We start from the raw sequence: 23,744 nt of genomic DNA on the forward strand, positions 1-23,744 counted from the left end.
AGGTCAGAGCCGGTGCGAACGGGTGAATCGGGCCGTTTTGACGCCCTGCGTCCCGCCGGCCCCGGGGTTCAGCCGACCCCCAGGTGCGCCGCCAGGCCGCGCCGCCCGCGCCGCATCATCACCGCGTGGTTGGCCCGGAACAGCGGCCGGGCGGGCAGCGCCAGCCGGCGCAGCAGCGGCTTGGCCGGGCGGGTGTCCTCCTCGAACAGGACCAGGCTGCCGCCGGTGCCGTCCGCCGCGACCGTCCAGCGGGACCAGCCGGTGAGGTCGCCGTCCATCGCCGCCTCCAGGACCCCGGCGGCGCGGTCCTGGCGCACGGCGGTCAGGCCGATCACCAGCCGGTAGGGGAGCAGCGCCCGGACCAGGACCTCGCCCCGGTCCGGCCCGGTCTCGCGGGCGGCGAGGATCTCCGGCCACCAGCGCGGATAGCCCGGGACGTCGGCGAGCGCCGCGAAGACCGCCGCCGGCGGGGCGGCCAGCCGCCAGTCGCCGCGGAACCGGTAGTGGTTGGGGTCCACGGCGGCACTGTAGTCCGGCCGGTCCGTCCGGTGCCGCCAGGGGGCCGTCCGGCGTCTCCGGCACGTCCCTCCGGCGTCTCCGGCAGGTCCGTCCGGCGTCTCCGGCACGTCCGTCCGGTGCCGCCGGGGTCCGTCCGGCGCCCCGCCTGCAGGTCCGCCGGAGGCCGCGGAAAGGACCGCGTCACTCCGCTTGCACCCGTTCGACGTGCAAGGGAGGATCTTGTGTGCTTGTAGTCTCATCAGTCTCAGCCGCCACGGCAGGTGACTGATTCATCGGAACCGGAACGAAGGAGTCCCGAGGATGCGGCGACCGAACTGGGTACCGGAGGGCACGGACCTGGACAAACCGAACGCCGCCCGGGTCTACGACTACTACCTCGGAGGCTCGCACAACTTCGAGGTGGACCGGGAGATGGCCCGCAAGGCCATCGCCCTCTGGCCGGAACTGCCGCAGATCATGCGCTCCAACCGCGCCTTCCTGCGCCGAGCCGTCCAGTTCACCGCCGAACACGGCATCAGCCGCTTCCTGGACATCGGCTCCGGCATCCCCACCTTCGGCGCCGTCCACGAGCTCGCCCGCGCCGTCCGGCCGGAGGCCCAGGTCGTCTACATCGACCGCGACCCGGTCGCCGTCGCCCACAGCCGGCTGCTGCTCGAGGACGACCCGGGCAGCCTCGTCGTCCAGGCCGACGTCCGGGACGTCGACGACCTGATGTCCCGCCCCGAGGTGACCGCGCTGCTCGCGCCCGGCGAGCCGGTGGCCGTCCTGCTGGTCGCCGTCATGCACTTCGTCCAGGACGCGGACGACCCGTGGAAGCTGATCGCGGTCATCCGCGACGCCCTCCCGCCGGGCAGCGCCCTGGTGCTCTCGCACGCCTCCCTGGAGGGCCGCCCCGACCAGGCCGAGGACCACCAGCGGCTCTACCGGATGACGCCGACGCCGCTGACGATGCGCACCGTCGAGCAGATCACCGGGATGTTCGCCGGCTTCGACATCGTCGAGCCCGGCGTCGTCTACCTGCCGCAGTGGCACCCGGACCAGCCGGAGGCCGTCGGCGAGCACCCGGAGCGGATGACAGGGGTGGCCGGGGTGGGGTTCCGCCCGTGACCCGAGCACCGGAACCGAGCAGCGGCGCCGAACGGTTCCACGAGGACTGGGCGCGGCTGCTCTCCGGTGACCACGGCACGGCGGTCCACCCCGGACTGCTCGACCGGCTGGTGTCCACGACCGCCGGGCTGCTCCGCCGCGCCCAGCTGGACGACCCGTTCGAACCGCGGCTGGCCGCCGACGCCGGCGCGCAGCTCGTCGAGGCCCAGTTCACCGACCCGATCGTGCTGGCCCGCGCGGTGGAGCTGCTCCAGCGGCAGCCGGCGGCGGACGGCCGGGGGCCGGCGCTGTGCGGCGCGTTCGCGGCCGGCTGGGCGGCCGCCCTGCGCGAGCGCACCCTGCGCGAGCAGGAGGCCATCCGCACCGCCGCCGACGTCGCCCGCAAGGAGGCCGAGCGGGCGCTGCGGGCGTCCGAGGCCCGGTTCCGGGCGCTGTTCGAGAGCGCCGCGATCGGCATCGGCATCGGCGACACGGACGGCAACATCCTGGCCGTCAACAAGGCCCTCCAGGAGCTGTTCGGAGCCGGCCCGGAGGACATGATCGGCCGCCGGGTCGGCGACCTCGTCCACCCCGAGGACGGCGACGGCGTCTGGGACGTCTACGAGGAGCTGATCAGCGGCAAGCGCGAGTACTTCCAGTTCGACAAGCCGTACTACCGGCAGGACGGCGAGGTGGTCTGGACCCACCTGACGGTCTCGCTGATCCGCGACGACGAGGGCGTCCCGCAGTACCAGGTCGCGATGCTGGAGGACGTCACCGACCGCTACCGGCTCCAGGAGCGGCTGCGCCACCAGGCCACCCACGACCCGCTCACCGGGCTGCCCAACCGGGCCGCGTTCTTCGAACGGCTGGAGAAGCTCTTCGAGGACCCGGACCCGGGCGCCCGGTTCGGGCTCTGCTACGTCGACCTCGACGGCTTCAAGGTGGTCAACGACAGCCTCGGCCACGACACCGGCGACCAGCTGCTGTCCGCCGTCGCGGCCCGGTTGAAGGCCGCGCTCAGCCCGCTCGGCCACCTGGTGGCCCGGCTCGGCGGGGACGAGTTCGTCGTCCTGCTGGAGCACAGCCGCGGCGAGCAGGAGGCCGTCGCCGCCGCGAAGACGGTGCTCAAGGCCCTGGCCGGGCCGGTGCTGATCGGCGACCACAAGCTCGCCGTCGGCGCCAGCGTCGGCGTCCTGGAGCGCCGCGTCTCCACCACCACCCCCGGCGCCGCCGTCCGGGCCGCCGACCTGACGCTCTACCGGGCCAAGGAGGCCGGCCGGGGCCGCTGGACGCTCTTCGACCCCAAGGAGAACGCCCGCGCCGTCTCCCGCTACGCCGTGTCGGTGCGGATGCCCGCCGCGCTGGACCGGGGCGAGTTCTTCATCGACTACCAGCCGCTGTACGCGCTGGCCGACGGCCGGCTCGCCGCCGTCGAGGCACTGGTGCGCTGGCGCCACCCGCAGCTCGGGGTGCTCGGCCCGGACGAGTTCGTGACCACCGCCGAGGAGACCGGGCTGATCATGCCGCTCGGCCGCTGGGTGCTGGAGCAGGCCTGCGGTCAGGCCGCCGACTGGGTCAGGCGGTTCGGTGACGCCGCGCCCCAGCTCAACGTCAACCTGGCGGTCCGCCAGGCCCGCAGCGCAGCCCTGGTCGGCGACCTCAACCGGATCCTCGACAGCACCGGCCTGGACCCGGCCCGGCTCCAGCTGGAGATCACCGAGTCCACCGTGGTCGGTCCGGAGGACGAGGCGCTGCGCACCCTGCACGGCCTGGTCGAGCGGGGCGTCTCGCTCGCCGTCGACGACTTCGGCACCGGCTGGTCCAACCTCGCCTACCTGCGCGACCTGCCGGTCTCGGGGTTGAAGATCGCCGGGTCCTTCGTCGGCGACCTGCACGACCCGGCCAAGGACGAGGAGACCGGCTGGCGGATCGTCAGCGGTCTGGTGTCGATGGCGCACGCGCTCGGGCTGACCGTCACCGCCGAGGGTGTGGAGACCCGCCGGGACGCCGAGCGGCTGCGCGTGATCGGCTGCGACTGGGCGCAGGGCTGGCACTTCGGGCGGCCGGTGCGGCCGGCCGAGATCGCCCGGCGGATCGCCGAGGAGCCGCAGGGCCGCCCGGTCGCCGCCCGGGAATAGTTCCGGTCCGGACCACGACCCCGGTCGATGGCGCACGGAGGGTCGGCACTGCTCACGAACCGAAAGCCGAGGTCGGCCGCGATCCGGTAGGGGCGGACAAACGCGGGGGAGCGGTGCGAGACTGACGCCTGCGAGCGGTCCGGAGTCGCCGCGCTGGTGTTGTTGCGCGCCGTGACGCCCTCAATGGCGAGGGGACCGCCGGCGTCTCCCCGGGCGGGGAGCGCCTGTCTTTCGACCATCCCGTGGAAGGTGCTCACAAGATGCCGGCTGTCCCTGTGCCCGTCGCGTCCCACGACGCCCGGGCCGTGCGGGAGGTGGTGGAGACGCTCGGACCGGTGCTGGCGGCGCGGCCGGAGCTGGTCGAGGCGCGGATCGTCGAGCGGATCGTGGAGCCCGAGCGGCAGGTGATGTTCCGGGTGCCGTGGACCGACGACCGGGGCCGGGTGCACGTGAACCGGGGCTTCCGGGTGGAGTTCAACAGCGCGCTCGGCCCGTACAAGGGCGGGCTGCGGTTCCACCCCTCGGTGAACCTCGGGATCGTGAAGTTCCTCGGCTTCGAGCAGATCTTCAAGAACGCGCTGACCGGCCTCGGCATCGGCGGCGGCAAGGGCGGCTCGGACTTCGACCCCAAGGGCCGCTCGGACGCCGAGATCATGCGCTTCTGCCAGTCCTTCATGACCGAGCTGTACCGCCACCTCGGCGAGCACACCGACGTCCCGGCCGGGGACATCGGCGTCGGCGGCCGGGAGATCGGCTACCTGTTCGGCCAGTACAAGCGGATCACCAACCGCTACGAGGCGGGCGTGCTGACCGGCAAGGGCATCGGCTGGGGCGGCTCCCAGGCCAGGACCGAGGCCACCGGCTACGGCTGCGTGCTGTTCACCGCCGAGATGCTGCGTGCCCGGGGCGAGGAGCTGGACGGCCTGCGGGTCGCCGTCTCCGGCTCCGGGAACGTCGCGCTGTACGCGATCGAGAAGGCCCAGCGGCTCGGGGCGACCGTGGTCACCGCCTCCGACTCCACCGGTTTCGTGGTGGACGAGAAGGGCATCGACCTCGACCTGCTGAAGGAGGTCAAGGAGGTCCGGCGCGGCCGGCTCACCGAGTACGCCGAGCGGCGCGGCAGCCACGTCAAGTACCAGGAGGGCACCGGTGTCTGGGGTGTCCCGGTGGACGTGGCGCTGCCCTGCGCGACCCAGAACGAGCTGTCCGGGCCGGACGCGCTGGCCCTGGTCCGGGGCGGGGTGCGGGCGGTCGCCGAGGGCGCCAACATGCCGGCCACGCCGGAGGCGGTGCGGGTGTTCCAGGAGGCCGGGGTGGCCTTCGGGCCGGGCAAGGCCGCCAACGCCGGCGGGGTCGCGACCAGCGCGCTGGAGATGCAGCAGAACGCCTCCCGCGACACCTGGTCCTTCGAGCGGACGGAGGAGCGGCTGGCCGCGATCATGCGCGACATCCACGCCTCCTGCCACCGCACGGCGGAGAAGTACGGCCGCCCCGGGGACTACGTCCTGGGCGCCAACATCGCCGGCTTCGAGCCGGTGGCGGACGCGATGCTGGCGCAGGGCCTGATCTGACGGCCGGTCCCGTGCCCGCTCCGGCCACCCGACCGGAGCGGGCACCGGATGTCGGGTCCGGCCGGGTGGCCGCTGCCTACGGTGAGGAGCACAGGAACGGAAGGACGGGGCAGGACGGATGCTGGAGCGGCTGAACCAGGCCATGGGGTACATCGAGGAGCACCTCGACGGGACGGTCGACGCGGGCGAACTCGCGCGGATCGCGACCACCTCGGAGTACCACTTCCGGCGGCTGTTCTCGGCCCTGGCGGGCATGCCGCTGTCGGAGTACCTCCGGCGCCGGCGGCTGACCCTCGCCGGGGCCGAAGTACTGGCCGGGGAGCGGACCCTGCTGGAGGTCGCGGTCCGCTACGGCTACGGCTCGGGGGAGGCGTTCGCCCGGGCGTTCCGGGCGATGCACGGCGTCGGACCGGGCGAGGCCCGGCAGCGCGGAGCGGTGCTCGTCTCCCAGCCCCGGATGTCCTTCCGGCTCGTCGTCGAAGGGAGCAGCAGTATGGAGTACCGGATCGTCGAGAAGCCGGCGTTCAGGATCGTCGGGCGCAGGGCCAGGGTCCCGCTGGTGCACGAGGGGATCAACCCGGCCATCGCCGAGTTCATCCGCGGGATCGGGCCGGAAGGCGTGGAACGGATCGCCGCGCTCTCGGAGCAGGAGCCGCGCGGGATCCTCTCGGTCACCGAGTTCTTCTCGGACAGCCGGGAGGAGGGCGTGCCGCTCGACTACTACCACGCGGTGGCGGCCGGGCCGGACGCCGAGGTGCCGGAGGACCTCGACGTGCGGGAGGTCCCGACCGGCACCTGGGCGGTGTTCCTCGCCACCGGGCCGTTCCCGCAGGCCCTCCAGGAGATGTGGCGGGACGTCTTCACGCAGTGGTTCCCGTCCAACCCGTACGAGTTCCGGCCGGGCCCGGAGATCCTGCGGGTCGGCGCCGCGGCGGCGGGCGAGGCGGAGGCCGAGCTCTGGATCCCGGTGGCGCGGTCGGGCGGCTGACGCGGTGGTCGGCTGACGCGGTCGGGCACCTGACGCGGTCGGGCGGTTGACAGGAGCGCTCCGCCCGCCCGTTCGGCCCACCAGGACCGGCCCGCCCCGGCCCCCGCCCGCATGCTGGGGCGGGGGCCGTCGAGCGGGAGAGTGGAGCGGTGATGGCCAAGGCGTTCGGATTCGTCGACTACGGAGGCCCGGAGAACCAGGAGTTCCTGGACCGGCCCGGACTGGAGCCCGGCCCGGGGCAGCTGGCGGTCGCCGTCCGGGCGGCCGGGGTGAACCCGGTCGACTGGAAGGTCCGCCGGGGCCTGCTCGGCCGGGAGCGCCGACTGCCCTTCGTGATGGGCTCGGAGGCCTCCGGGGTGGTGGAGCGGGTCGGCCCCGGCGTCACCGGCTTCACCCCCGGCGACGAGGTGTTCGGGCTGGCCGCGGCGGGCGCCTTCGCCGAACAGACGCTGCTGCTGGCCGGGTCGAGCGCGCTGAAACCGGCGAAGGTCGGCTTCGACCAGGCCGCCACCCTGCCGGTGGCGGCGGCGACCGCCGACGACGCCGTCCGCGACATCGGCGTGGGCGCCGGGCAGACCCTGCTGGTCCTCGGTGTCTCCGGCGGCGTCGGCAGCGCGGCCGCGCAGATCGCCCGCAGCCGGGGGATCCGCGTCGTCGGCACGGCCGGCGACTCCAACCGCGCCTACGTCGAGTCGCTGGGCGCGGTGCAGGTCCGGTACGGCGAGGGCGTCGCGGACCGGATCCGGGCGGTCGCGCCGGACGGCGTCGACGGCATCCTCGACCTGATCGGCGGGGAGGACGCCCGGGCCGCCGCCGTGACCCTGGCCGACCGGTCCCGGCTGGTCTCCACCAGCGACCCGGACACCGCCCAGGAGCTGGGCGGCCGCTACATCACCCGGTCCACCACCCCCGACACCCTGGCCGCCCTGGCCGAGCTCGTCGCCGCCGGGGAACTGGACCCGCACATCTCCGCCCGCTACCCGCTGGCGCACGCCGCCGAGGCCATGGCCCTCGTCGAATCGGGGCACGCGCGCGGCAAGCTCGTCCTCGAAGTGGGCTGACGGCCGGCCGGCCGGCCGGCCGGGCTGGGCCGGGGCGCGGCGTCCGGCGCTCACCCCCCGGCCGGGCCGGGCCCGCGCCGCTCCCGCCGACGGCCGGCCCCCGCGACCGCCGCCGCCCCCGCCGTGACCAGCACGGCCGCCAGCGGGAGCACGTCCCCCACCCGGTCGTACCAGGTGGCCGCGTCCGGCGCCGTCAGCGGCAGCCGCACCACCAGGGCGCCCGTGCCGTCGGTGCCCAGCCGCGCCAGCTCGCGGCCCTGCGCGTCGAAGGCGGCCGACACCCCGGTGAGCGAGGCCTGGACGACCGGCCGGCCGGTCTCGGCGGCCCGGATCGCGGCCAGTGAGACGTGCTGCTCGGGCGCCCAGCTCCGCTGGAAGGTCGAGGTCGACGACTGGTAGACGAGGACCCTGGCCCCCGCCCTGGCGGCCGTCCGCGCCATGTCGGGGAACGCCGACTCGAAGCAGATCAGGGTGCCGACCGGCAGCGCGCGGCCGGACCGGTCCACGGCCGGCAGCAGGTGCTGGCCGGCGCCGGGCGCCCGGTTCTCGCCCGCGGCCCGGCTGACCCCGGCCAGCCAGCCGAGCACCGGCCGCAGCGGGATGTACTCGCCGAACGGCACCAGCCGGATCTTCCGGTACCGGTCCACCACACCGTCCGGGGACACCAGGACGGCGTCCTTGGAGATCCGCCCGTCCGACTTCCGGGCGTCCTCGCCGGCCAGCAGCTCGGCCCCGGTGGCGGCGGACAGCTCGCGCAGCCGGGCCAGCACCGCCGGGTCGCGTTCGAGGTCGGCGGTGGTGCTGGACTCGCCCCAGACCACCAGGTCCACCGGGGGCCGCCCGACCAGTGCGGCGGTGGCCCGGGCGCTCGCCTCGAAGCGGGCGTCCGGCTCGTCCACGATCCCGGGCTGCACCAGGGCGATCCACACCTCGGCCGGCCCGGACCCGCCCGCGGCGGCCGGCGGCGCCGGCCGGAGCGCGAACAGCAGCGGCCCGGCCGCCAGGACCGCCGCCGCGAACAGCGCCGCCACCGCCCGGGGGCGCGGGTCGACGGCGCCGATCGCCACCGCCACGGCGGTGTTGACCGCCACCACCGCGGCGCTGACCAGCCAGATCCCGCCCGCCGAGGCCAGCGCGAGGACGGCGGGGTGCTGCCACTGGGTGGCGCCGAGCAGTGCCCACGGCCCGCCCAGGGCGTGCCAGGAGCGCGCGTACTCGGTGGTCAGCCAGACCGCCGCGACCACCACCGGCGCGAGCAGCGCCCGCCGGACGGTCACCGGGGGCCGCAGCAGCCGCCACACCGCGACGCCCACCCCGGCCTGGAGCGCCCCGAACACCACCGCGAGCAGCGGCAGTCCGGGGCCGATGGAGCGGGTCAGCCAGGACATCCCGGTCAGGATGAACCCGGCGCCGAACCACCAGCCGCGCACCGCCGCCTCACGGGCGCCCGGGGCCGCCCGCATCAGCAGCAGGCCGGGGACGAGCGCGACCCAGGCCAGCGCCGCCACGCCGGGGGCGGGGAAGGCGAGCACGGGCAGCGCCCCGGCGGCCAGCGCCGCCAGCCGGGGCCGGTACCGGGCGAGCGTCCCGGCGGGGCGGGCGGCGACGGCGGACGCCGGGGCGACGGGGCCGGGGGGACCGGCGGGGCCGGTGAGCAGGGGAGGGCGCGGCATGCCCCGTATTGTCCGCTCGGCGCGGCCCCGTCACCAGCCCCGTGATCACTCGAACGGCCTACCGATCGAGGGTGGGCCGGTCGAGGGCGGGTCAGCCCTCCTCGCCCTCCAGGTCCCCCTCGGTCTCCAGGAACGCGGCCTGGAGCTGCTCGATCAGCGCCGGATCCGGCCGCTCCCACAGCCCGCGGCTCGCCGCCTCCAGCAGCCGCTCGCTGATCCCGTGCAGCGCCCACGGGTTGGCGCCGGCCAGGAACTCCCGGTTGACCGGGTCCAGCACGTACTCCTGGGCGAGCTTCTCGTACATCCAGTCCGCGACCACGCCGGTCGTGGCGTCGTACCCGAACAGGTAGTCGACGGTCGCGGCCATCTCGAAGGCGCCCTTGTAGCCGTGCCGCCGCATCGCCTCGATCCAGCGCGGGTTGACCACCCGGGCGCGGAAGACCCGGGCCGCCTCCTCGGTCAGGGTGCGGGTGCGGACCGTCTCCGGGCGGGTCGAGTCGCCGATGTACGCGGTCGGCGCCTTGCCGGTGAGCGCCCGCACGGTGGCCACCATGCCGCCGTGGTACTGGAAGTAGTCGTCCGAGTCGGCGATGTCGTGCTCGCGGGTGTCGGTGTTCTTCGCGGCGACGGTGATCCGCTTGTACGCGGTCTCCATCTCCTCGCGGGCCGGACGCCCGTCCAGTCCGCGCCCGTACGCGTAGCCGCCCCAGACCGTGTACACCTCGGCGAGGTCGGCGTCGGTGCGCCAGTCCCGGCTGTCGATCAGCTGGAGCAGTCCGGCGCCGTAGGTGCCGGGGCGGGAGCCGAAGACCCGGGTGGTGGCCTTGCGCTCGTCGCCGTGCACCGCCAGGTCCGCCTGGACGTGGGCGCGGACGAAGTTGTCCGCCTCCGGCTCCTCCTGGGCGGCGGCCAGCCGGACGGCGTCGTCCAGCAGCGCGACCACGTGCGGGAAGGCGTCCCGGAAGAAGCCGGAGATGCGCAGCGTGACGTCGATGCGCGGGCGGCCCAGCTCCGCGAGCGGGATCGGCTCCAGGCCGGTGACCCGGCGCGAGGCGTCGTCCCAGACCGGGCGGACGCCGAGCAGCGCGAAGGCCTCGGCGATGTCGTCGCCGGCGGTGCGCATCGCGCTGGTGCCCCACAGCGAAAGGCCCACCGAGGACGGGTGGGTGCCGTCGTTGTCGGCCCGGTAGCGGTCGACCAGCGAGGCGGCGAGCGCCTGGCCGGTCTCCCAGGCGAGCTTGCTGGGCACGGCCTTGGGGTCGACGGAGTAGAAGTTGCGGCCGGTCGGCAGCACGTTGACCAGCCCGCGCAGCGGCGAGCCGGACGGGCCGGCCGGGACGAAACCGCCCTGGAGCGCGTGCAGTACGGCGTCCAGCTCGTCGGTGGTCGCGGCGAGCCGCGGCACCACCTGGGCGGCGGCGAAGGCCAGCACCTCGTGGACGGCCTCCGGCAGCCCGGCGGCGACCTTCTCCACCGCCTCGGGCGCCCAGTCGGCCGCCTCCATGGCCTCGACCAGGGCGCGGGCCTGCGCCTCGGCCGCGTCGGTGGCGCCGAGGGTGAGCGCGGCCTCGTCCAGGCCGAGCGCCTCGCGCAGGCCGGGCAGGGCGCTGACGCCGCCCCAGATCTGCCGGGCACGCAGGATGGCGAGCACGAGGTTGACCCGGTCGGTACCGCTCGGCGCCTGGCCGAGGACGTGCAGGCCGTCGCGGATCTGGGCGTCCTTGATCTCGCACAGCCAGCCGTCGACGTGCAGCAGGAAGTCGTCGAAGCCGTCGTCCTCGGGGCGCTCGTCCAGGCCGAGGTCGTGGTCGAGCCGGGCGGCCTGGATCAGGGTCCAGATCTGGGCGCGGATCGCGGGCAGCTTGGCCGGGTCCATCGCGGCGATGCTGGAGTGCTCGTCGAGCAGCTGCTCCAGGCGGGCGATGTCGCCGTAGGAGTCGGCGCGGGCCATCGGCGGGACGAGGTGGTCGACCAGGGTGGCGTGCGCGCGGCGCTTGGCCTGGGTGCCCTCGCCCGGGTCGTTGACCAGGAAGGGGTAGACCAGCGGCAGGTCGCCGAGGACGGCGTCCGGGCCGCAGTCGGCGGACAGCGCGGCGGTCTTGCCGGGCAGCCACTCCAGGTTGCCGTGCTTGCCGAGGTGGACGGCGGCGTGGGCGCCGAAGCCGCCGTCGGACTCCGCGGCGGCGATCCAGCGGTAGGCGGCCAGGTAGTGGTGGGACGGCGGGAGGTCCGGGTCGTGGTAGATCGCGACCGGGTTCTCGCCGAAGCCGCGCGGCGGCTGGATGAGCACCAGCAGGTTCCCGGAGCGGATCCCGGCCAGCACGATGTCGCCGTCCGGGTTCTGCGAGCGGTCGACGTACAGCTCGCCGGGGGCCGGGCCCCAGTGCTCCTCGACCCGGGTGCGCAGGCCCTCGGGCAGGGCCGCGTACCAGCGGCGGTAGTCGGCGGCCGGGATGCGCACCGGGTTGCGGGCGAGCTGGTCCTCGGTCAGCCAGTCCTGGTCGTAGCCGCCGGCCGCGATCAGCGCGTGGATGAGGGCGTCGCCCTCGTGGGCGCCCTCGTCGACGGTGTCCAGCCCCGGCAGGTCCGTGCCGAGGTCCATGCCCTCCGCGCGCAGCCGCTCCAGCAGGCGCATCGCGCTCGCCGGGGTGTCCAGGCCCACCGCGTTGCCGACCCGGGCGTGCTTGGTCGGGTAGGCGGACAGCACCAGCGCGAGCCGGCGCTCGGCGGCCGGGACGTGCCGCAGCCGGGCGTGGGCGACGGCGATGCCGGCGACCCGGGCCGAGCGCTCCTCGTCGGCGGCGTAGACGGTGAGGCCGTCCTCGTCCAGCTCCTTGAAGGAGAACGGGACGGTGATCAGCCGGCCGTCGAACTCGGGCACGGCGATCTGGGTGGCCGTGTCCAGCGGGGACAGGCCGTCGTCGCTCTCCTCCCAGCGGGCGCGCGACCAGGTCAGGCAGAGCGCCTGGAGGATCGGCCGGTCCAGGGCGGCGAGCGCGCCCGCGTCCCAGGCTTCCTCGTCGCCGCCGGCCTGGGCGTCGGCCGGGCGGGTGCCGCCGGCGGCGAGCACGGTGGTGACGATGGCGTCCGCCTCGCCGAGGGCGGCCAGCAGCTCCGGCTCGGCGCCGCGCAGCGAGGCGCAGTAGTAGGCGCGGGCCTGGGCGCCCTGGTCCTCGACCGCACGGCAGAGCGTCTCCACGAAGGCGGTGTTGCCGCTCATGTGGTGGGCGCGGTAGTAGAGCACCGCGACGGTCGGGCCCTCGGTGGTGCGGGCGGTGCGCTCCAGCGGGCCCCAGGCCGGCGCGGAGGCGGGCGGGGCGAAGCCGTGGCCGGTGAGCAGCACGGTGTCGGAGAGGAAGGCGCCGAGCTCGGCGAGGTTGGCCGCGCCGCCGTGGGCGAGGTAGGCGTGCGCCTCGGCGGCGATGCCGGCCGGGACGGTGGACAGCTCCATCAGCTGGGCGTCGGGGGCCTGTTCACCGGTCAGCACGATCACCGGGCGGGGGCCGGCGAGCAGGGCGTCCAGGCCCTCCTGCCAGGCGCGTCGGCCGCCGAGCAGGCGGACCACGACCAGTTCGGTGCCCTCCAGCAGGGCGGGCAGCTCCTCGGCGGCGAGCCGGGCCGGGTTGCCGAGCCGGTAGCGGACCGGGCCCTCGGACGCGCGGGCGCTGAGCAGGTCGGTGTCTGACGTCGACAGCAGCAGGATCATGCGAAGGCCCTCCCGGCCTCGACAGCGGGCATGGGGGCAGGCATCGGCATCGGCATGGTGCACCACGGGGGCGCGGGCATGCGGCGGCGCATGGCTTCAAGCCTTCCTCGGGGTCCGCGCCCCGGGCCGGTGGAGGACGGCAGGAGTTCCTGGCTCCCGCGCTTCCCCGGAGGTCCGGTGAAGCGCGGTCACAGTGGCGGGACCGCACCGGGTTCGCACCGGTTTCCTCCCCTGCGCCGTCGCTGGCGTGCGGGCGGTCCGCGGGGACCGTCCGCGAGCATCGTACGGGGTGAGGCTGACCTGGGGGAGTGCGGGTTCCGGCCGGTGCGGACGGGGCCCGAGGTGTGATCGACGGTACGGGGGCAACCCGTCGGATCCTCGGTATGCTCGCCGCCATGCCTCCCGTACCCGACGCCGTCGTGCCGGGCGCCGCCGTGCCCGACCGGGCGCGTTCGGACGCCTGCCCCGGGGCCCTTCGTCTGCATACCGCCGACGACGGCGCCCTGGCGCGGGTCCGGCTGCCCGGAGGGCTGCTGACGGAGCGTCAGGCGCTGGCGCTGGCCGACGCGGCCGAGGCGCTCGGAGACGGCCGCCTGGAGGTCACCTCGCGCGGCAACGTCCAGCTGCGCGGCCTGGTTCCGGACTGCGGCGGCGAACTCGCCGGGCGGCTGCGGGCCGCCGGCCTGCTGCCCTCCGACACCCATGAACGGGTCCGCAACATCGTCGCCTCGCCAGGCCCCGGCGCCGGGCCGGCCGGCGGCGCCGCCGATGTGCGGGCCTGGGCGCGCGCCCTCGACGCGGCCCTGTGCGCCAGCCCGTGGGCGACCGGCCTGTCCGGAAAGTTCCTGTTCGCCCTGGACGACGGCCGCGGGGACGTCGCCGCCCTCGACGCCGATGTGACATTGATCGCAGGCCCTGGCGGCACCGCCCTGCTGCGCCTCGGCCGGGCCGCCACCGCGCGGCCGGTGCCGGCCGGCCGGGCGGTCGCGGCGGCGCTGGACGCGGCCCGGGAGTTCCTGGACGCGCAGCGCGCCGCCGGGCTGCGGGCCTGGCACCTGCGCGAACTGCCCGATCTGCTGCCGCCCGGCCGGCTGCCGCTGCCGCCGCCGGCCGGCACCCGGCCGCCGCTCGGCGCCCTGCCGGGGGGCGGGCTGCAGGTGGGCGGGCTGCATGTGGGCCTGCGCTTCGGCGTGGCCGCGGCCGGGCAGTGGCGGGTGCTGGTGGACGCCGCCGAGGGGGAGCTGCGGCTGACCCCGTGGCGCGGCGCGGTGCTGCCCGGCGCTCCCGCCGGCCGGCTCCCCGCGCTCGCGGCGGCCGGGTTCCGGACGGCGGCCGGGACGGCCTGGGACGGCGCGAGCGCCTGCACCGGGCTGCCGGGCTGCGCGAAGTCGCGGTCCGACGTCCGGGCCGACGCGGCCCGGGTGCTGGACGGGGCTCGGATGCTGGACGAAGCCCGGGCGCTGGACGGGGCCCGGACGCTGGACGGGACCCGGGCACTGGACGGGACCCGGGCACTGGACGAGGGCGCGGGCCCGCACCCGGGCGCCGGCCTGCTGCCGGTGCACTGGTCGGGCTGCGAACGCCGCTGCGGCCACCCCGCCGGACGCCGGGTGGACGTGCTGGCGACCGGGGAGGGCTACCGGGTGGCGGTGACCGGCGGGCCGCAGGGGCGGGACACCGCCGTGGAAGTGACGAGCGAACAGATGGCCGCGGCGGTCGCCGCGGCCCGGAGGACCACGTGATCGAGTACGAGAAGGACGGCGCGTCCATCTACCGCCAGTCCTTTGCCACCATCCGGGCCGAGGCCGATCTGGCCGGGCTGCCCGCGGACGTCGCCCAGGTCGCGGTGCGGATGATCCACGCCTGCGGCATGGTCGACCTGGTCGAGGACCTGGTGTACTCGCCCGGCGCGGTCGCCTCCGCGCGCGCCGCCCTGCGGGCCGGGGCGCCGATCCTGTGCGACGTCAACATGGTCGCCAGCGGTGTCACGCGCAAGCGGCTGCCGGCCGACAACGAGGTGATCTGCACCCTCACCGACCCGGCCGTGCCCGAGCTGGCCCGGGCGATGGGCAACACCCGCAGCGCCGCCGCGATGGAGCTGTGGCTGCCCCGGCTGGAGGGCGCGGTGGTCGCCGTCGGCAACGCCCCGACCTCGCTGTTCCGACTGCTGGAGCTGATCGAGGCCGGCGCCCCGCGCCCGGCCGCGGTGATCGGCGTACCGGTCGGCTTCATCGGCGCGGCCGAGTCCAAGGAGGCCCTGGCGGCGCACCCGGCCGGGCTGGAGCACCTGGTGGTGCGCGGGCGGCGCGGCGGCAGCGCGATGGCCGCGGCCGCGATCAACGCGATTGCGAGCGAAGAAGAATGACCGACCGTCAGACAGTCGACCAGCAGGCAACCGGCCGGCTCTACGGTGTGGGCCTCGGCCCCGGCGACCCGTCGCTGGTGACCGTCCGCGCCGCCGAACTCATCGGCAAGGCCGACGTGGTGGCGTACCACAGCGCGCGGCACGGCCGTTCGATCGCCCGCTCCATCGCCGAGCGGTACCTGACGGGCGGTCAGATCGAGGAGAAGCTGGTCTACCCGATCACCGTCGAGACCACCGACCACCCCGGCGGCTACCGGGGCGCGCTGGACGACTTCTACCAGGAGGCCGCCGAACGCCTGGCCGCCCACCTGGACGCCGGCCGCGACGTGGTGGTGCTCGCCGAGGGGGACCCGTTCTTCTACGGCTCCTACCAGCACATGCACAAGCGCCTCGCGCACCGCTACCCGACCGAGGTGGTGCCCGGCGTGACCTCGATAAGCGCCGCGGCGGCCCGGCTGGGCCAGCCGCTCACCGAGGCCGAGGAGACGCTCACCGTCATCCCCGGCACGCTGCCCGAGGAGGAGCTGACCGCGCGGCTGGCCGCCGCCGACTCCGCCGTGGTCATGAAGCTCGGCCGCACCTTCCCGACCGTGCGCCGCGCCCTGGAGCGGGCGGGCCGGCTGGCCGACGCCCAGTACGTCGAGCGGGCGTTCATGGACGGCGAGCGGACGGCCCCGCTGGCCTCCGTCGACCCGGACACGGTCCCCTACTTCTCGGTCGCGGTGCTGCCCAGCAAGGTCGCCCCGCTGGAGGCCCCGGCCCCCGACCCGAGCGGCCCGGGCAGTGTCACCGTCGTCGGCACCGGCCCGGCCGGCCCGCTCTGGCTGACCCCCGAGGCCCGCGGCGCCCTCGCCGCCGCGACCGACCTGGTCGGCTACACCACCTACCTCGACCGGGTGCCGGAGCGGCCCGGCCAGACCCGGCACGGCTCCGACAACAAGGTGGAGTCCGAGCGGGCCGAGTTCGCCCTCGACCTGGCCCGCCGGGGCCACCGGGTCGTGGTGGTCTCCTCCGGCGACCCGGGCGTCTTCGCGATGGCCACCGCCGTGCTGGAGGTCGCCTGCGAGGAGTCCTACCGCGAGGTGCCGGTGCGGATCGTCCCCGGGATGACCGCCGCGCACGCGGCCGCCTCCCGGGCCGGCGCCCCGCTCGGCCACGACTACGCGGTGGTGTCGCTCTCCGACCGCCTCAAGCCGTGGGACGTGGTCGCGCAGCGCCTGCGCGCCGCCGCCGGGGCGGACCTCGTGCTCGCCCTCTACAACCCCGGCTCGCAGTCCCGCACCACCCAGGTCGGCCGGGCCCGGGACCTCCTGCTGGAGTACCGCGCCCCGGAGACCCCGGTGGTGATGGCCCGCGACGTCGGCGGCCCCACTGAGCGGGTCCGCACCGTCCCCCTCGGCGAGCTGGACCCGGCCGAGGTCGACATGCGGACCATCCTCCTGATCGGCTCCTCCCAGACCCGGCACGTCGCCCGCGCCCCGCACCCGGACGTCACCTGGACCCCCCGCCGCTACCCGGAGGCCTGAGCACCGCCCTTCCGCCCCGGGCCCGCCGACGGGCCCGGGGCCGGATCGGGCGGTACGGGCGGACGCCGGAGGGGAAGTCCCGGCCGGCGGCGCGTGAGTCAGTCGCGGTAGACCTCGGAACGATGGCCGACCCGGACCACCAGGACGAGCAGCAGCCCGCCGTCGACGGTGTAGACCACCCGGTGGTCGCCCACCCGCAGACGGCGGTGGTCGGGCGAGCCCACCAGTGCGGTGGTGTGGAAGCCGTAGGGGTCCTGTTCGAGCTCGGCGAGCTTGCGCAGGACCAGGATCGCCGTAGTCCGGGGCAGCTTGCGCAGCTCGGCGCGGGCCGACTCGGTGAAGCGCGTGCTGTACTTCACTCCGGCCTGGCCAGGGTCTCGGCCATGACCTCGTCCAGCGAGTAGGTGGGCTCGTCGCGGCGCTCCTCGATGAGGCGCAGCAGTTCGCGCTCCTCCCACTGCCGGTACTCGCGCAGCAGCTCTATCGGGACGACGGCGGCGACCTCCCGTCCACGCCGGGTGATGACGGTCGGCTCGTCCCGTTCCGCGCGGTCGACGACGTCGGCGAGGTGCTCGCGGGCCTCGCGAATCGAAACGGTCTGCACAGGCTGCTCGCTCATGCATCGAGTGTACGAAGTGTTCCATGTGTACACAAGGCGCTCCGCCGGGGAGCCGGTGCGTCGGCAGTGGAGCATGATGTCCCGATCGACGGACGAACGGCAGGGAGACGGTGCGGGACATGGGCGAGATCGGCGGGCGGGCCGGGCAGTTGCGGAGCAGTGGGCTGCGGCACGGCTGGACGACCGGGGCGTGCGCCACGGCGGCGACCAAGGCCGCGTACCGGGCGCTGCTCACCGGGGTGTTCCCGGATCCGGTGGAGATCACGCTGCCGAAGGGGCAGCGGCCGGCCTTCGCGCTCGCGGCGGAGCTGCTGGCCGAGGAGCCGGACGGCGGGCGGCGGGCGACGGCCGCGGTGGTGAAGGACGCCGGGGACGACCCGGACGTCACGCACGGCGCGCTGGTGCGCTCCACCGTGCGGGCGGGGGAGCCGGGCGCGGGCGTGGTGTTCCGGGCCGGGCCGGGGGTGGGGACGGTCACCAAGGCCGGGCTGCCGCTGCCGGTCGGCGAACCCGCCATCAACCCGGTCCCCCGGCAGATGATCCGGGACGCCGTCGCCGAGGTCGCGGCGGAGTGCGGCGGCAGCGGGGACGTGGTGGTGGAGCTGTCGATCGACCACGGCGAGGAACTCGCCCGGTCCACCTGGAACCCCCGCCTCGGCATCCTCGGCGGGCTCTCCGTCCTCGGCACCACCGGCATCGTCGTCCCCTACTCCTGCTCCGCCTGGATCGACTCGATCCGGCGCGGGGTGGACGTGGCGCGGGCCGCCGGGCGCACCCATGTGGCCGGGTGCACCGGCTCGACCTCGGAGAAGGTGGCCGTGGCGGTGCACGGACTGCCCGAGGACGCGCTGCTCGACATGGGCGACTTCGCGGGCGCCGTGCTCAAGTACCTCAAGCGCCACCCGGTGCCGAGGCTGACCGTCGCCGGAGGCTTCGCCAAGCTCTCCAAGCTCGCCGCCGGCCACCTCGACCTGCACTCGGCGCGCTCCCAGGTGGACCAGGGGTACCTGGCCGGGCTGGCCCGCGCGGGCGGCGCGGACGAGGAGCTGACGGCGGCGGTCGCGGCGGCCAACACCGGACTGGAGGCGATCCAGCTCTGCCGGGCGGCCGGGGTGCCGCTGGGCGACCTGGTGGCCGAGGCGGCCCGGGCCACCGCGCTCGGGGTGCTGGTCGGTTCGCCGGTCGCGGTGGACGTCATCTGCATCGACCGGGCGGGGACGATCGTCGGCCGGGCGGAACCGCTGGGGCCGTGAGAGCCGTCCTCCGTCGGGGAGTTCTGCTCCAGGAGTCTCCAGGAGTGTCCCGAAGACTGTCCCGAGAGTGTCCCGAGAACTTCGCCATGATGTGAAGATCTGACGCTCATACGGGGTGAGAAACGGACAAAAGTCGCGCCACGCCCGGGGTCGGTTCTGTTGCTATCTCAGTCATGAGATATCGTCTGGCGAGTGACAGGCGACTACCTCACCCGCATCGGCACCCTCATCCGCACCGCGCGTCAGCACCGCGGCTGGTCCCAGGCCCAGCTCGGCGAGGCCCTCGGCACCAGCCAGAGCGCGGTCAACCGCATCGAGCAGGGAAAGCAGAATGTCAGCCTTGAGATGATCGCCCGCATCGGCGAAGCGCTCGACAGCGAGATCGTCTCCCTCGGCTACTCCGGCCCGATGCACCTGCGGGTCGCCGGCGGCACCACCCTCTCCGGCGCGATCGACGTCCGCAGCAGCAAGAACGCCTGCGTCGCCATCCTCTGCGCCTCGCTGCTGACCACCGGCCGCACCACCCTGCGCAGCGTCGCCCGGATCGAGGAGGTCTACCGCATCCTCGAAGTGCTCACCAGCATCGGCGTCAAGAGCCGCTGGACCAACGACGGCCGCGACCTCGAACTCACCCCGCCCGCCGAACTCGACCTGGCCGGCATGGACGTCGAGGCCGCCCGCCGCACCCGCAGCGTGCTGATGTTCCTCGGCCCGCTGATGCACCGCGCCGACAACTTCGCCATCCCCTACGCCGGCGGCTGCGACCTCGGCACCCGCACCGTGCAGCCGCACCTCACCGCGCTGCGCCGGTTCGGCCTGGAGGTCGCCACCACCGGCGGCGCCTACCACGCCTCGGTCCAGCCCGGCACGCCGATGGACCGGCCGATCGTGCTGACCGAGCGCGGGGACACCGTCACCGAGAACGCCCTGCTCGCCGCCGCCCGCCACGACGGCGTCAGCGTCATCCGCAACGCCTCGCCCAACTACATGGTCCAGGACCTCTGCTTCTTCCTGGAGAAGCTGGGCGTGCGGATCGACGGCGTCGGCACCACCACCCTCACCGTGCACGGCGTCCCCGAGATCACCCGCGACGTCGACTACACCCCGGCCGAGGACCCGGTGGAGGCGATGAGCCTGCTCGCCGCCGCCGTGGTCACCTCCTCCGAGCTGACCGTCCGCCGGGTGCCGATCGAGTTCCTGGAGATCGAGCTCGCCGTGCTGGAGGGCATGGGCCTCGACTACGACCGCACCCCGGAGTACCCCGCCCACAACGGCCGCACCCGGCTGGTCGACCTCACCGTGCGCCCCTCCAAGCTCACCGCGCCGATCGACACCATCCACCCGATGCCCTTCCCCGGCATCAACATCGACAACGTGCCGTTCTTCGCCGCCATCGCCGCGGCCGCCCACGGCACCACGATGATCCACGACTGGGTGTACGACAACCGCGCCATCTACCTCACCGAACTCACCCGGCTCGGCGCGGACATCAAGCTCCTCGACCCGCACCGGGTGCTCGTCCAGGGCCCGACCCGCTGGCGCGCCGCCGAGATGGTCTGCCCGCCCGCGCTGCGCCCCGCCGTGGTCATCCTGCTGGCGATGCTGGCCGCCAAGGGCACCTCGGTGCTCCGCAACGTCTACGTCATCAACCGCGGCTACGAGGACCTCGCCGAGCGCCTCAACTCCATCGGCGCCCAGATCGAGACCTTCCGCGACATCTGATCCGCGCACCCGCCGCTGCCCGGCCCCCGGAACCCCGGGGCCGGGCAGCGGCGTTCCCGGGCCCGGCTACTCGCCGGTGCGGCCGTCGAGGTGCTCGCGCAGGAGGTCGGCGTGGCCGTTGTGGCGGGCGTACTCCTCGATCATGTGGGTGAGGATCCAGCGCAGCGAGTACTCGGTCTCCTCGCCGTCGGGCGCGCGGTAGTGGCCGAGGACGTCCAGGGACGGGGCGGCGGCGACGAGTTCGCGGGCGTGCTCGCACTCGCCGCGCCAGCGGGCGAGGGCTTCGTCCGGGTCGGCCTCGTCGGCCTCGAACTCGGCGGCCCTGCCGCCCCAGAAGCCGGGGTGGCCCTCGCCGTTGAGGACGTTGCGGAACCAGCCGCGCTCCACCTCGGCCAGGTGGCGGGTCAGCCCGAGCAGGGAGAGCGGAGAGGGGAGCAGCGGGCGGGCGCGGAGCTGTTCGGTGGTCAGCCCGGCGCACTTCCAGGCGAAGGTGGCGCGCTGGAAGTCCAGGAAGCCCACCAGGGTGGCGAGTTCCCCGGCGGCCAGGGGCGGCTCGGTCCGGGCGGCGTCGGCGAGTTCGTAGGCGTCGGTCATCCGGCCATCCTGGCAGCGGAGGGCCGGTCCCGCGCGGGAATTACCGGCCGGTCAGGCCCCGTCCGGCCAGCTGTTCCAGCACCTCCGGGACGCTGGCCGCGACCGGTACCCCGGCCGGCAGCGGCGGGCGGTCCACGACCACCACGGGCAGGCCGAGTTCGCGGGCCGCGGTGAGCTTGGGAGCGGTGGCCGCACCGCCGCTGTCCTTGGTGACCAGCACGTCGATCCGGTACTCGCGCAACACCGCCCGTTCGCCGTCCAGGGTGAACGGTCCCCGCTCGAGCAGGACGTCGAGCGCGGCGGGCAGCGGCGGCTCGGGCGGATCGACCGAGCGGGCCACGAAGTGCAGGCCGTCGAGGCGGGCGAAGGCGCCGATGCCCTGCCGGCCGCTGGTCAGCAGGACCCGTCGGCCGAGGGCGGGCAGCAGCGCGGCGGCGGCGTCCAGGGACGGGACGCGGTGCCAGTCGTCGCCCGGCACCGCCGCCCAGCCGGGGCGGCGCAGCGCCAGCAGCGGGACGCCGGTCGCCGCGGCGGCCGCGGCGGCGTTGCCGGACATCACGGCGGCGAACGGGTGGGTGGCGTCCACCACCGTGTCCACCCGCTCGGCGCGCAGCCAGTCGGCGAGGCCGTCGGCGCCGCCGAAGCCGCCGATCCGCACCTCGCCGGCGGGCAGCCGCGGCCGGGCCACCCGCCCGGCGAGCGAGCTGGTGACCCGGAGCCCGGCCCGGCCGTCGAGCGCGGCGGCGAGGGCGCGCGCCTCGGTGGTGCCGCCGAGGATCAGCAGGTGGCGGCGGTCCGGGGGCGTCATCAGGCGCCGCAGGGCTCGTGCGGGCGCTCGCGGTCGGCGGAGTAGAGGTGGCTGTCGCGGAACTGCTCGGCGGCCAGGGTGCGGCCGACGATGATCACCGCGGTGCGGACCACGCCGGCGGCCTTCAGCTGCCCGGCGATGTCCCCGACGGTGCCGCGCAGCACCAGCTCGTCCGGGCGGCTGGCCATCGCGACCACGGCGGCCGGGCAGTCCGCCCCGTAGTGCGGGAGCAGCTGCTCGACCACGTCGTCCACGTACCCGGCGGCCAGGTGCAGCACGAGCAGGGCGCCGCTGCGGCCGAGGGTGGCGAGGTCCTCGCCCGCCGGCATCGGGGTGGCGCGCTTGGCGATCCGGGTGAGGATCACGGTCTGGCCGACGGTCGGCACGGTCAGCTCCCGCTTGAGCGCGGCCGCCGCGGCGGCGAAGGCCGGCACCCCCGGCACCACGTCGTAGGGCACGCCGGCCGCGTCGAGGCGGCGCATCTGCTCGGCGACGGCGCTGAACACCGACGGGTCGCCGGAGTGCAGCCGGGCGACGTCCTGCCCGGCGGCGTGGGCGCGGACCATCTCCTCGACGATCAGGTCCAGGGTGAGGTTGGCGGTGTCGACCAGCCGGGCGCCGGGCGGGCACTCGGCGAGCAGCTCGCGCGGCACCAGGCTGCCGGCGTAGAGGCAGACCTCGGCGCGGGCCAGGATCCGCTGGCCGCGCAGGGTGATCAGGTCGGCGGCGCCGGGGCCGGCCCCGATGAAGTGGACGGTCACGAGGCGTTCTCCCGGGGGGTGAGGGTGTCGGCGGCGGGTTTGACGGCGGACCACTGGGTGACCGGCATCGCCTGGCGCCAGCCGGTGAAGCCGCCGACCGGGACGGCGTGCGCGACGGCGAGCCGCAGCAGTTCGCCGCCGTGCCGCCGGTACCAGGTGGTGAGCAGCGCCTCCGACTCCAGGGTCACCGTGTTGGCGACCAGTCGGCCGCCGGCGGGCAGCGCCGCCCAGCAGGTGTCGAGCAGGCCGGGCGCGGTGAGGCCGCCGCCGACGAACACCGCGTCCGGGGCGGGCAGTCCGGCGAGCGCGTCGGGGGCGGGGCCGGTGACCACGCGCAGCCGGGGTACGCCGAGGGCGGCGGCGTTGCGGGTGATCCGTTCGGCCCGCACCGGGTCGCGTTCGACCGTGACGGCCCGGTTGTCGCGGTGGGCGCGCAGCCACTCGATCGCGATCGATCCCGAGCCGCCGCCGATGTCCCACAGCAGTTCGCCGGGGACGGGGGCCAGGGTGGCGAGGGTGGCGGCGCGCACGTGCCGCTTGGTCAGCTGGCCGTCGCTCTCGTACGCGTCGTCGGGCAGGCCGGGGACGACCGGGGTGCGGGGGCCGTCGGCGCCGAGTTCGACGGCGATCAGGTTGAGCGGGTCGCCGGGCGGGTGCGGCCAGCCGTCGGCGGGGCCGTCCAGCTGCCGCTCGCCGGGCCCGCCGAGCTGTTCGAGGACCCGCAGCCGGGCGGAGCCGTACCCGTGCGCGGCGAGCAGCGCGGCGACGGCGGCCGGGGTGGCGGCGTCGGCGCTGAGCACCAGCAGCCGGCGGCCGGGGTTGAGGGCCGGGCGCAGGGTGTCGAGCGGCCGGCCGACCAGGCTGACCACCTCGGTGGCCTCCAGCGGCCAGCCGAGCCGGGCGCAGGCGTAGGCGACCGAGGAGGGGTGCGGCAGGATGCGCAGCCGTTCGGGGCCGACGGTCTCGGCGAGGGTGCGGCCGATACCGAAGAACATCGGGTCGCCGCTGGCCAGGACGACCGGCCGGCGGTCCGCGTACCGGGCGAGCAGACCGGGGACGGCCGGGCGCAGCGGGGACGGCCAGGGCACCCGTTCGGCGCCGACCTCCTCGGCGGGCAGCAGGTCCAGCTGCCGGGGGCCGCCGATCACGGCCCCGGCGGCCCGCAGGGCGGCGCGCGCGGCGGCGGCGAGCCCGGGCCAGCCGTCGGCCCCGATCCCGACGACGGTGATCGGGGGTGGCTGCTGGGACACCGGGGGGCTCCTCGGGGCGGGGTCGTCGACGCGGGGTGGGGGCAGCCTACCTGGCGGTATTCGGCGTGCGGTCGGCCAGGGGGCGGCCCAGGGGGCGGCCG

At 75.4% G+C, this 23,744-nt stretch carries 19 protein-coding genes and 1 riboswitch; of the genes, 10 read left to right on the top strand and 9 right to left on the bottom strand.

Features of this window, described 5'->3' with window-relative positions; translation table 11 throughout:
- Window positions 1–68: 68 nt before the first annotated feature.
- On the bottom strand, window positions 69–518 hold the full coding sequence (locus tag SM793_RS01510) for an SRPBCC family protein (protein WP_320436130.1): 450 nt from the start codon (window positions 516–518) through the stop codon (window positions 69–71).
- Window positions 519–819: 301 nt separating this feature from the next.
- Here SM793_RS01510 and SM793_RS01515 point away from each other — a divergent pair, with 301 nt between their 5' ends.
- The 5 genes from SM793_RS01515 (at window position 820) to SM793_RS01535 (ending at window position 7,366) form a co-directional block, all read left to right on the top strand.
- Window positions 820–1,626 carry an SAM-dependent methyltransferase gene (locus SM793_RS01515; RefSeq protein ID WP_320436131.1) on the top strand — a complete coding sequence of 269 codons (807 nt, stop codon included), beginning with the start codon at window positions 820–822 and terminating at the stop codon, window positions 1,624–1,626.
- Entirely contained in the window at window positions 1,623–3,746 is a 2,124-nt protein-coding gene (locus SM793_RS01520; protein ID WP_320436132.1) for a putative bifunctional diguanylate cyclase/phosphodiesterase, read from the top strand. The genes SM793_RS01515 and SM793_RS01520 overlap by 4 nt, the downstream gene beginning before the upstream one ends.
- A gap of 260 nt (window positions 3,747–4,006) precedes the next feature.
- A complete protein-coding gene (gdhA, locus tag SM793_RS01525) occupies window positions 4,007–5,317 on the top strand; it encodes an NADP-specific glutamate dehydrogenase (protein WP_320436133.1) in 1,311 nt (436 codons plus the stop codon).
- A 118-nt stretch (window positions 5,318–5,435) separates the two neighbouring features.
- Window positions 5,436–6,305, top strand: a complete 870-nt coding sequence (locus SM793_RS01530; RefSeq protein WP_320436134.1) for an AraC family transcriptional regulator — start codon at window positions 5,436–5,438, stop codon at window positions 6,303–6,305.
- A 152-nt stretch (window positions 6,306–6,457) separates the two neighbouring features.
- A complete protein-coding gene (locus SM793_RS01535; protein WP_320436135.1) occupies window positions 6,458–7,366 on the top strand; it encodes an NADP-dependent oxidoreductase in 909 nt (302 codons plus the stop codon).
- A 50-nt stretch (window positions 7,367–7,416) separates the two neighbouring features.
- Here the strand turns inward: SM793_RS01535 and lnt are convergent, their stop codons facing one another.
- Together lnt and cobN are read right to left on the bottom strand one after the other, a co-directional pair.
- Window positions 7,417–9,039, bottom strand: coding sequence for an apolipoprotein N-acyltransferase (lnt, locus tag SM793_RS01540; protein WP_320436136.1), 1,623 nt, complete (start codon window positions 9,037–9,039; stop codon window positions 7,417–7,419).
- 91 nt (window positions 9,040–9,130) lie between these two features.
- The gene (gene cobN, locus SM793_RS01545) at window positions 9,131–12,745 is read right to left on the bottom strand and encodes a cobaltochelatase subunit CobN (RefSeq protein ID WP_320436137.1); all 3,615 of its coding nucleotides are present in this window, start codon (window positions 12,743–12,745) and stop codon (window positions 9,131–9,133) included.
- Window positions 12,746–12,888: 143 nt separating this feature from the next.
- A riboswitch (cobalamin riboswitch) is annotated at window positions 12,889–12,974 on the bottom strand.
- 166 nt (window positions 12,975–13,140) lie between these two features.
- On the opposite strand from cobN, the gene SM793_RS01550 reads away from it, so the two are divergent.
- Genes SM793_RS01550 through SM793_RS01560 form a run of 3 tightly spaced genes read left to right on the top strand, consistent with a single transcriptional unit; the run spans window position 13,141 to window position 16,636 of the window.
- Window positions 13,141–14,487, top strand: a complete 1,347-nt coding sequence (locus SM793_RS01550) for a hypothetical protein (RefSeq protein WP_320436138.1) — start codon at window positions 13,141–13,143, stop codon at window positions 14,485–14,487.
- A complete protein-coding gene (locus SM793_RS01555; protein ID WP_320436139.1) occupies window positions 14,484–15,110 on the top strand; it encodes a precorrin-8X methylmutase in 627 nt (208 codons plus the stop codon). The genes SM793_RS01550 and SM793_RS01555 overlap by 4 nt, the downstream gene beginning before the upstream one ends.
- The gene (locus SM793_RS01560) at window positions 15,107–16,636 is read left to right on the top strand and encodes a precorrin-2 C(20)-methyltransferase (protein ID WP_320436140.1); all 1,530 of its coding nucleotides are present in this window, start codon (window positions 15,107–15,109) and stop codon (window positions 16,634–16,636) included. The genes SM793_RS01555 and SM793_RS01560 overlap by 4 nt, the downstream gene beginning before the upstream one ends.
- A 98-nt stretch (window positions 16,637–16,734) precedes the next feature.
- On the opposite strand, the gene SM793_RS01565 is transcribed toward SM793_RS01560, so the two are convergent.
- A complete protein-coding gene (locus SM793_RS01565) occupies window positions 16,735–16,995 on the bottom strand; it encodes a type II toxin-antitoxin system RelE/ParE family toxin (RefSeq protein ID WP_320436141.1) in 261 nt (86 codons plus the stop codon).
- Complete coding sequence (locus SM793_RS01570) at window positions 16,992–17,255, bottom strand: type II toxin-antitoxin system prevent-host-death family antitoxin (RefSeq protein WP_320436142.1); 264 nt, start codon at window positions 17,253–17,255, stop codon at window positions 16,992–16,994. Before SM793_RS01570 ends, SM793_RS01565 begins: the two co-directional genes overlap by 4 nt.
- A 119-nt stretch (window positions 17,256–17,374) precedes the next feature.
- On the opposite strand from SM793_RS01570, the gene SM793_RS01575 reads away from it, so the two are divergent.
- Entirely contained in the window at window positions 17,375–18,508 is a 1,134-nt protein-coding gene (locus SM793_RS01575; RefSeq protein ID WP_320436143.1) for a cobalt-precorrin-5B (C(1))-methyltransferase, read from the top strand.
- Window positions 18,509–18,700: 192 nt separating this feature from the next.
- A complete protein-coding gene (locus tag SM793_RS01580) occupies window positions 18,701–20,230 on the top strand; it encodes a UDP-N-acetylglucosamine 1-carboxyvinyltransferase (RefSeq protein WP_320436144.1) in 1,530 nt (509 codons plus the stop codon).
- A 66-nt stretch (window positions 20,231–20,296) separates the two neighbouring features.
- Here SM793_RS01580 and SM793_RS01585 read toward each other — a convergent pair whose 3' ends face one another.
- Genes SM793_RS01585 through cbiE form a run of 4 tightly spaced genes read right to left on the bottom strand, consistent with a single transcriptional unit; the run spans window position 20,297 to window position 23,643 of the window.
- Window positions 20,297–20,824, bottom strand: coding sequence for a DinB family protein (locus tag SM793_RS01585; protein WP_320436145.1), 528 nt, complete (start codon window positions 20,822–20,824; stop codon window positions 20,297–20,299).
- A gap of 40 nt (window positions 20,825–20,864) precedes the next feature.
- On the bottom strand, window positions 20,865–21,632 hold the full coding sequence (locus SM793_RS01590) for a cobalt-precorrin-6A reductase (protein ID WP_320436146.1): 768 nt from the start codon (window positions 21,630–21,632) through the stop codon (window positions 20,865–20,867).
- Window positions 21,632–22,393, bottom strand: coding sequence for a precorrin-4 C(11)-methyltransferase (gene cobM / locus SM793_RS01595; protein ID WP_320436147.1), 762 nt, complete (start codon window positions 22,391–22,393; stop codon window positions 21,632–21,634). Before cobM ends, SM793_RS01590 begins: the two co-directional genes overlap by 1 nt.
- Window positions 22,390–23,643, bottom strand: a complete 1,254-nt coding sequence (cbiE, locus tag SM793_RS01600; protein WP_320436148.1) for a precorrin-6y C5,15-methyltransferase (decarboxylating) subunit CbiE — start codon at window positions 23,641–23,643, stop codon at window positions 22,390–22,392. Before cbiE ends, cobM begins: the two co-directional genes overlap by 4 nt.
- Between the last annotated feature and the right edge of the window lie 101 nt (window positions 23,644–23,744).

It is taken from the genome of Kitasatospora purpeofusca, from assembly GCF_034043715.1.
In the GTDB taxonomy this organism is placed as follows: Bacteria; Actinomycetota; Actinomycetes; order Streptomycetales; family Streptomycetaceae; genus Kitasatospora; species Kitasatospora purpeofusca_A.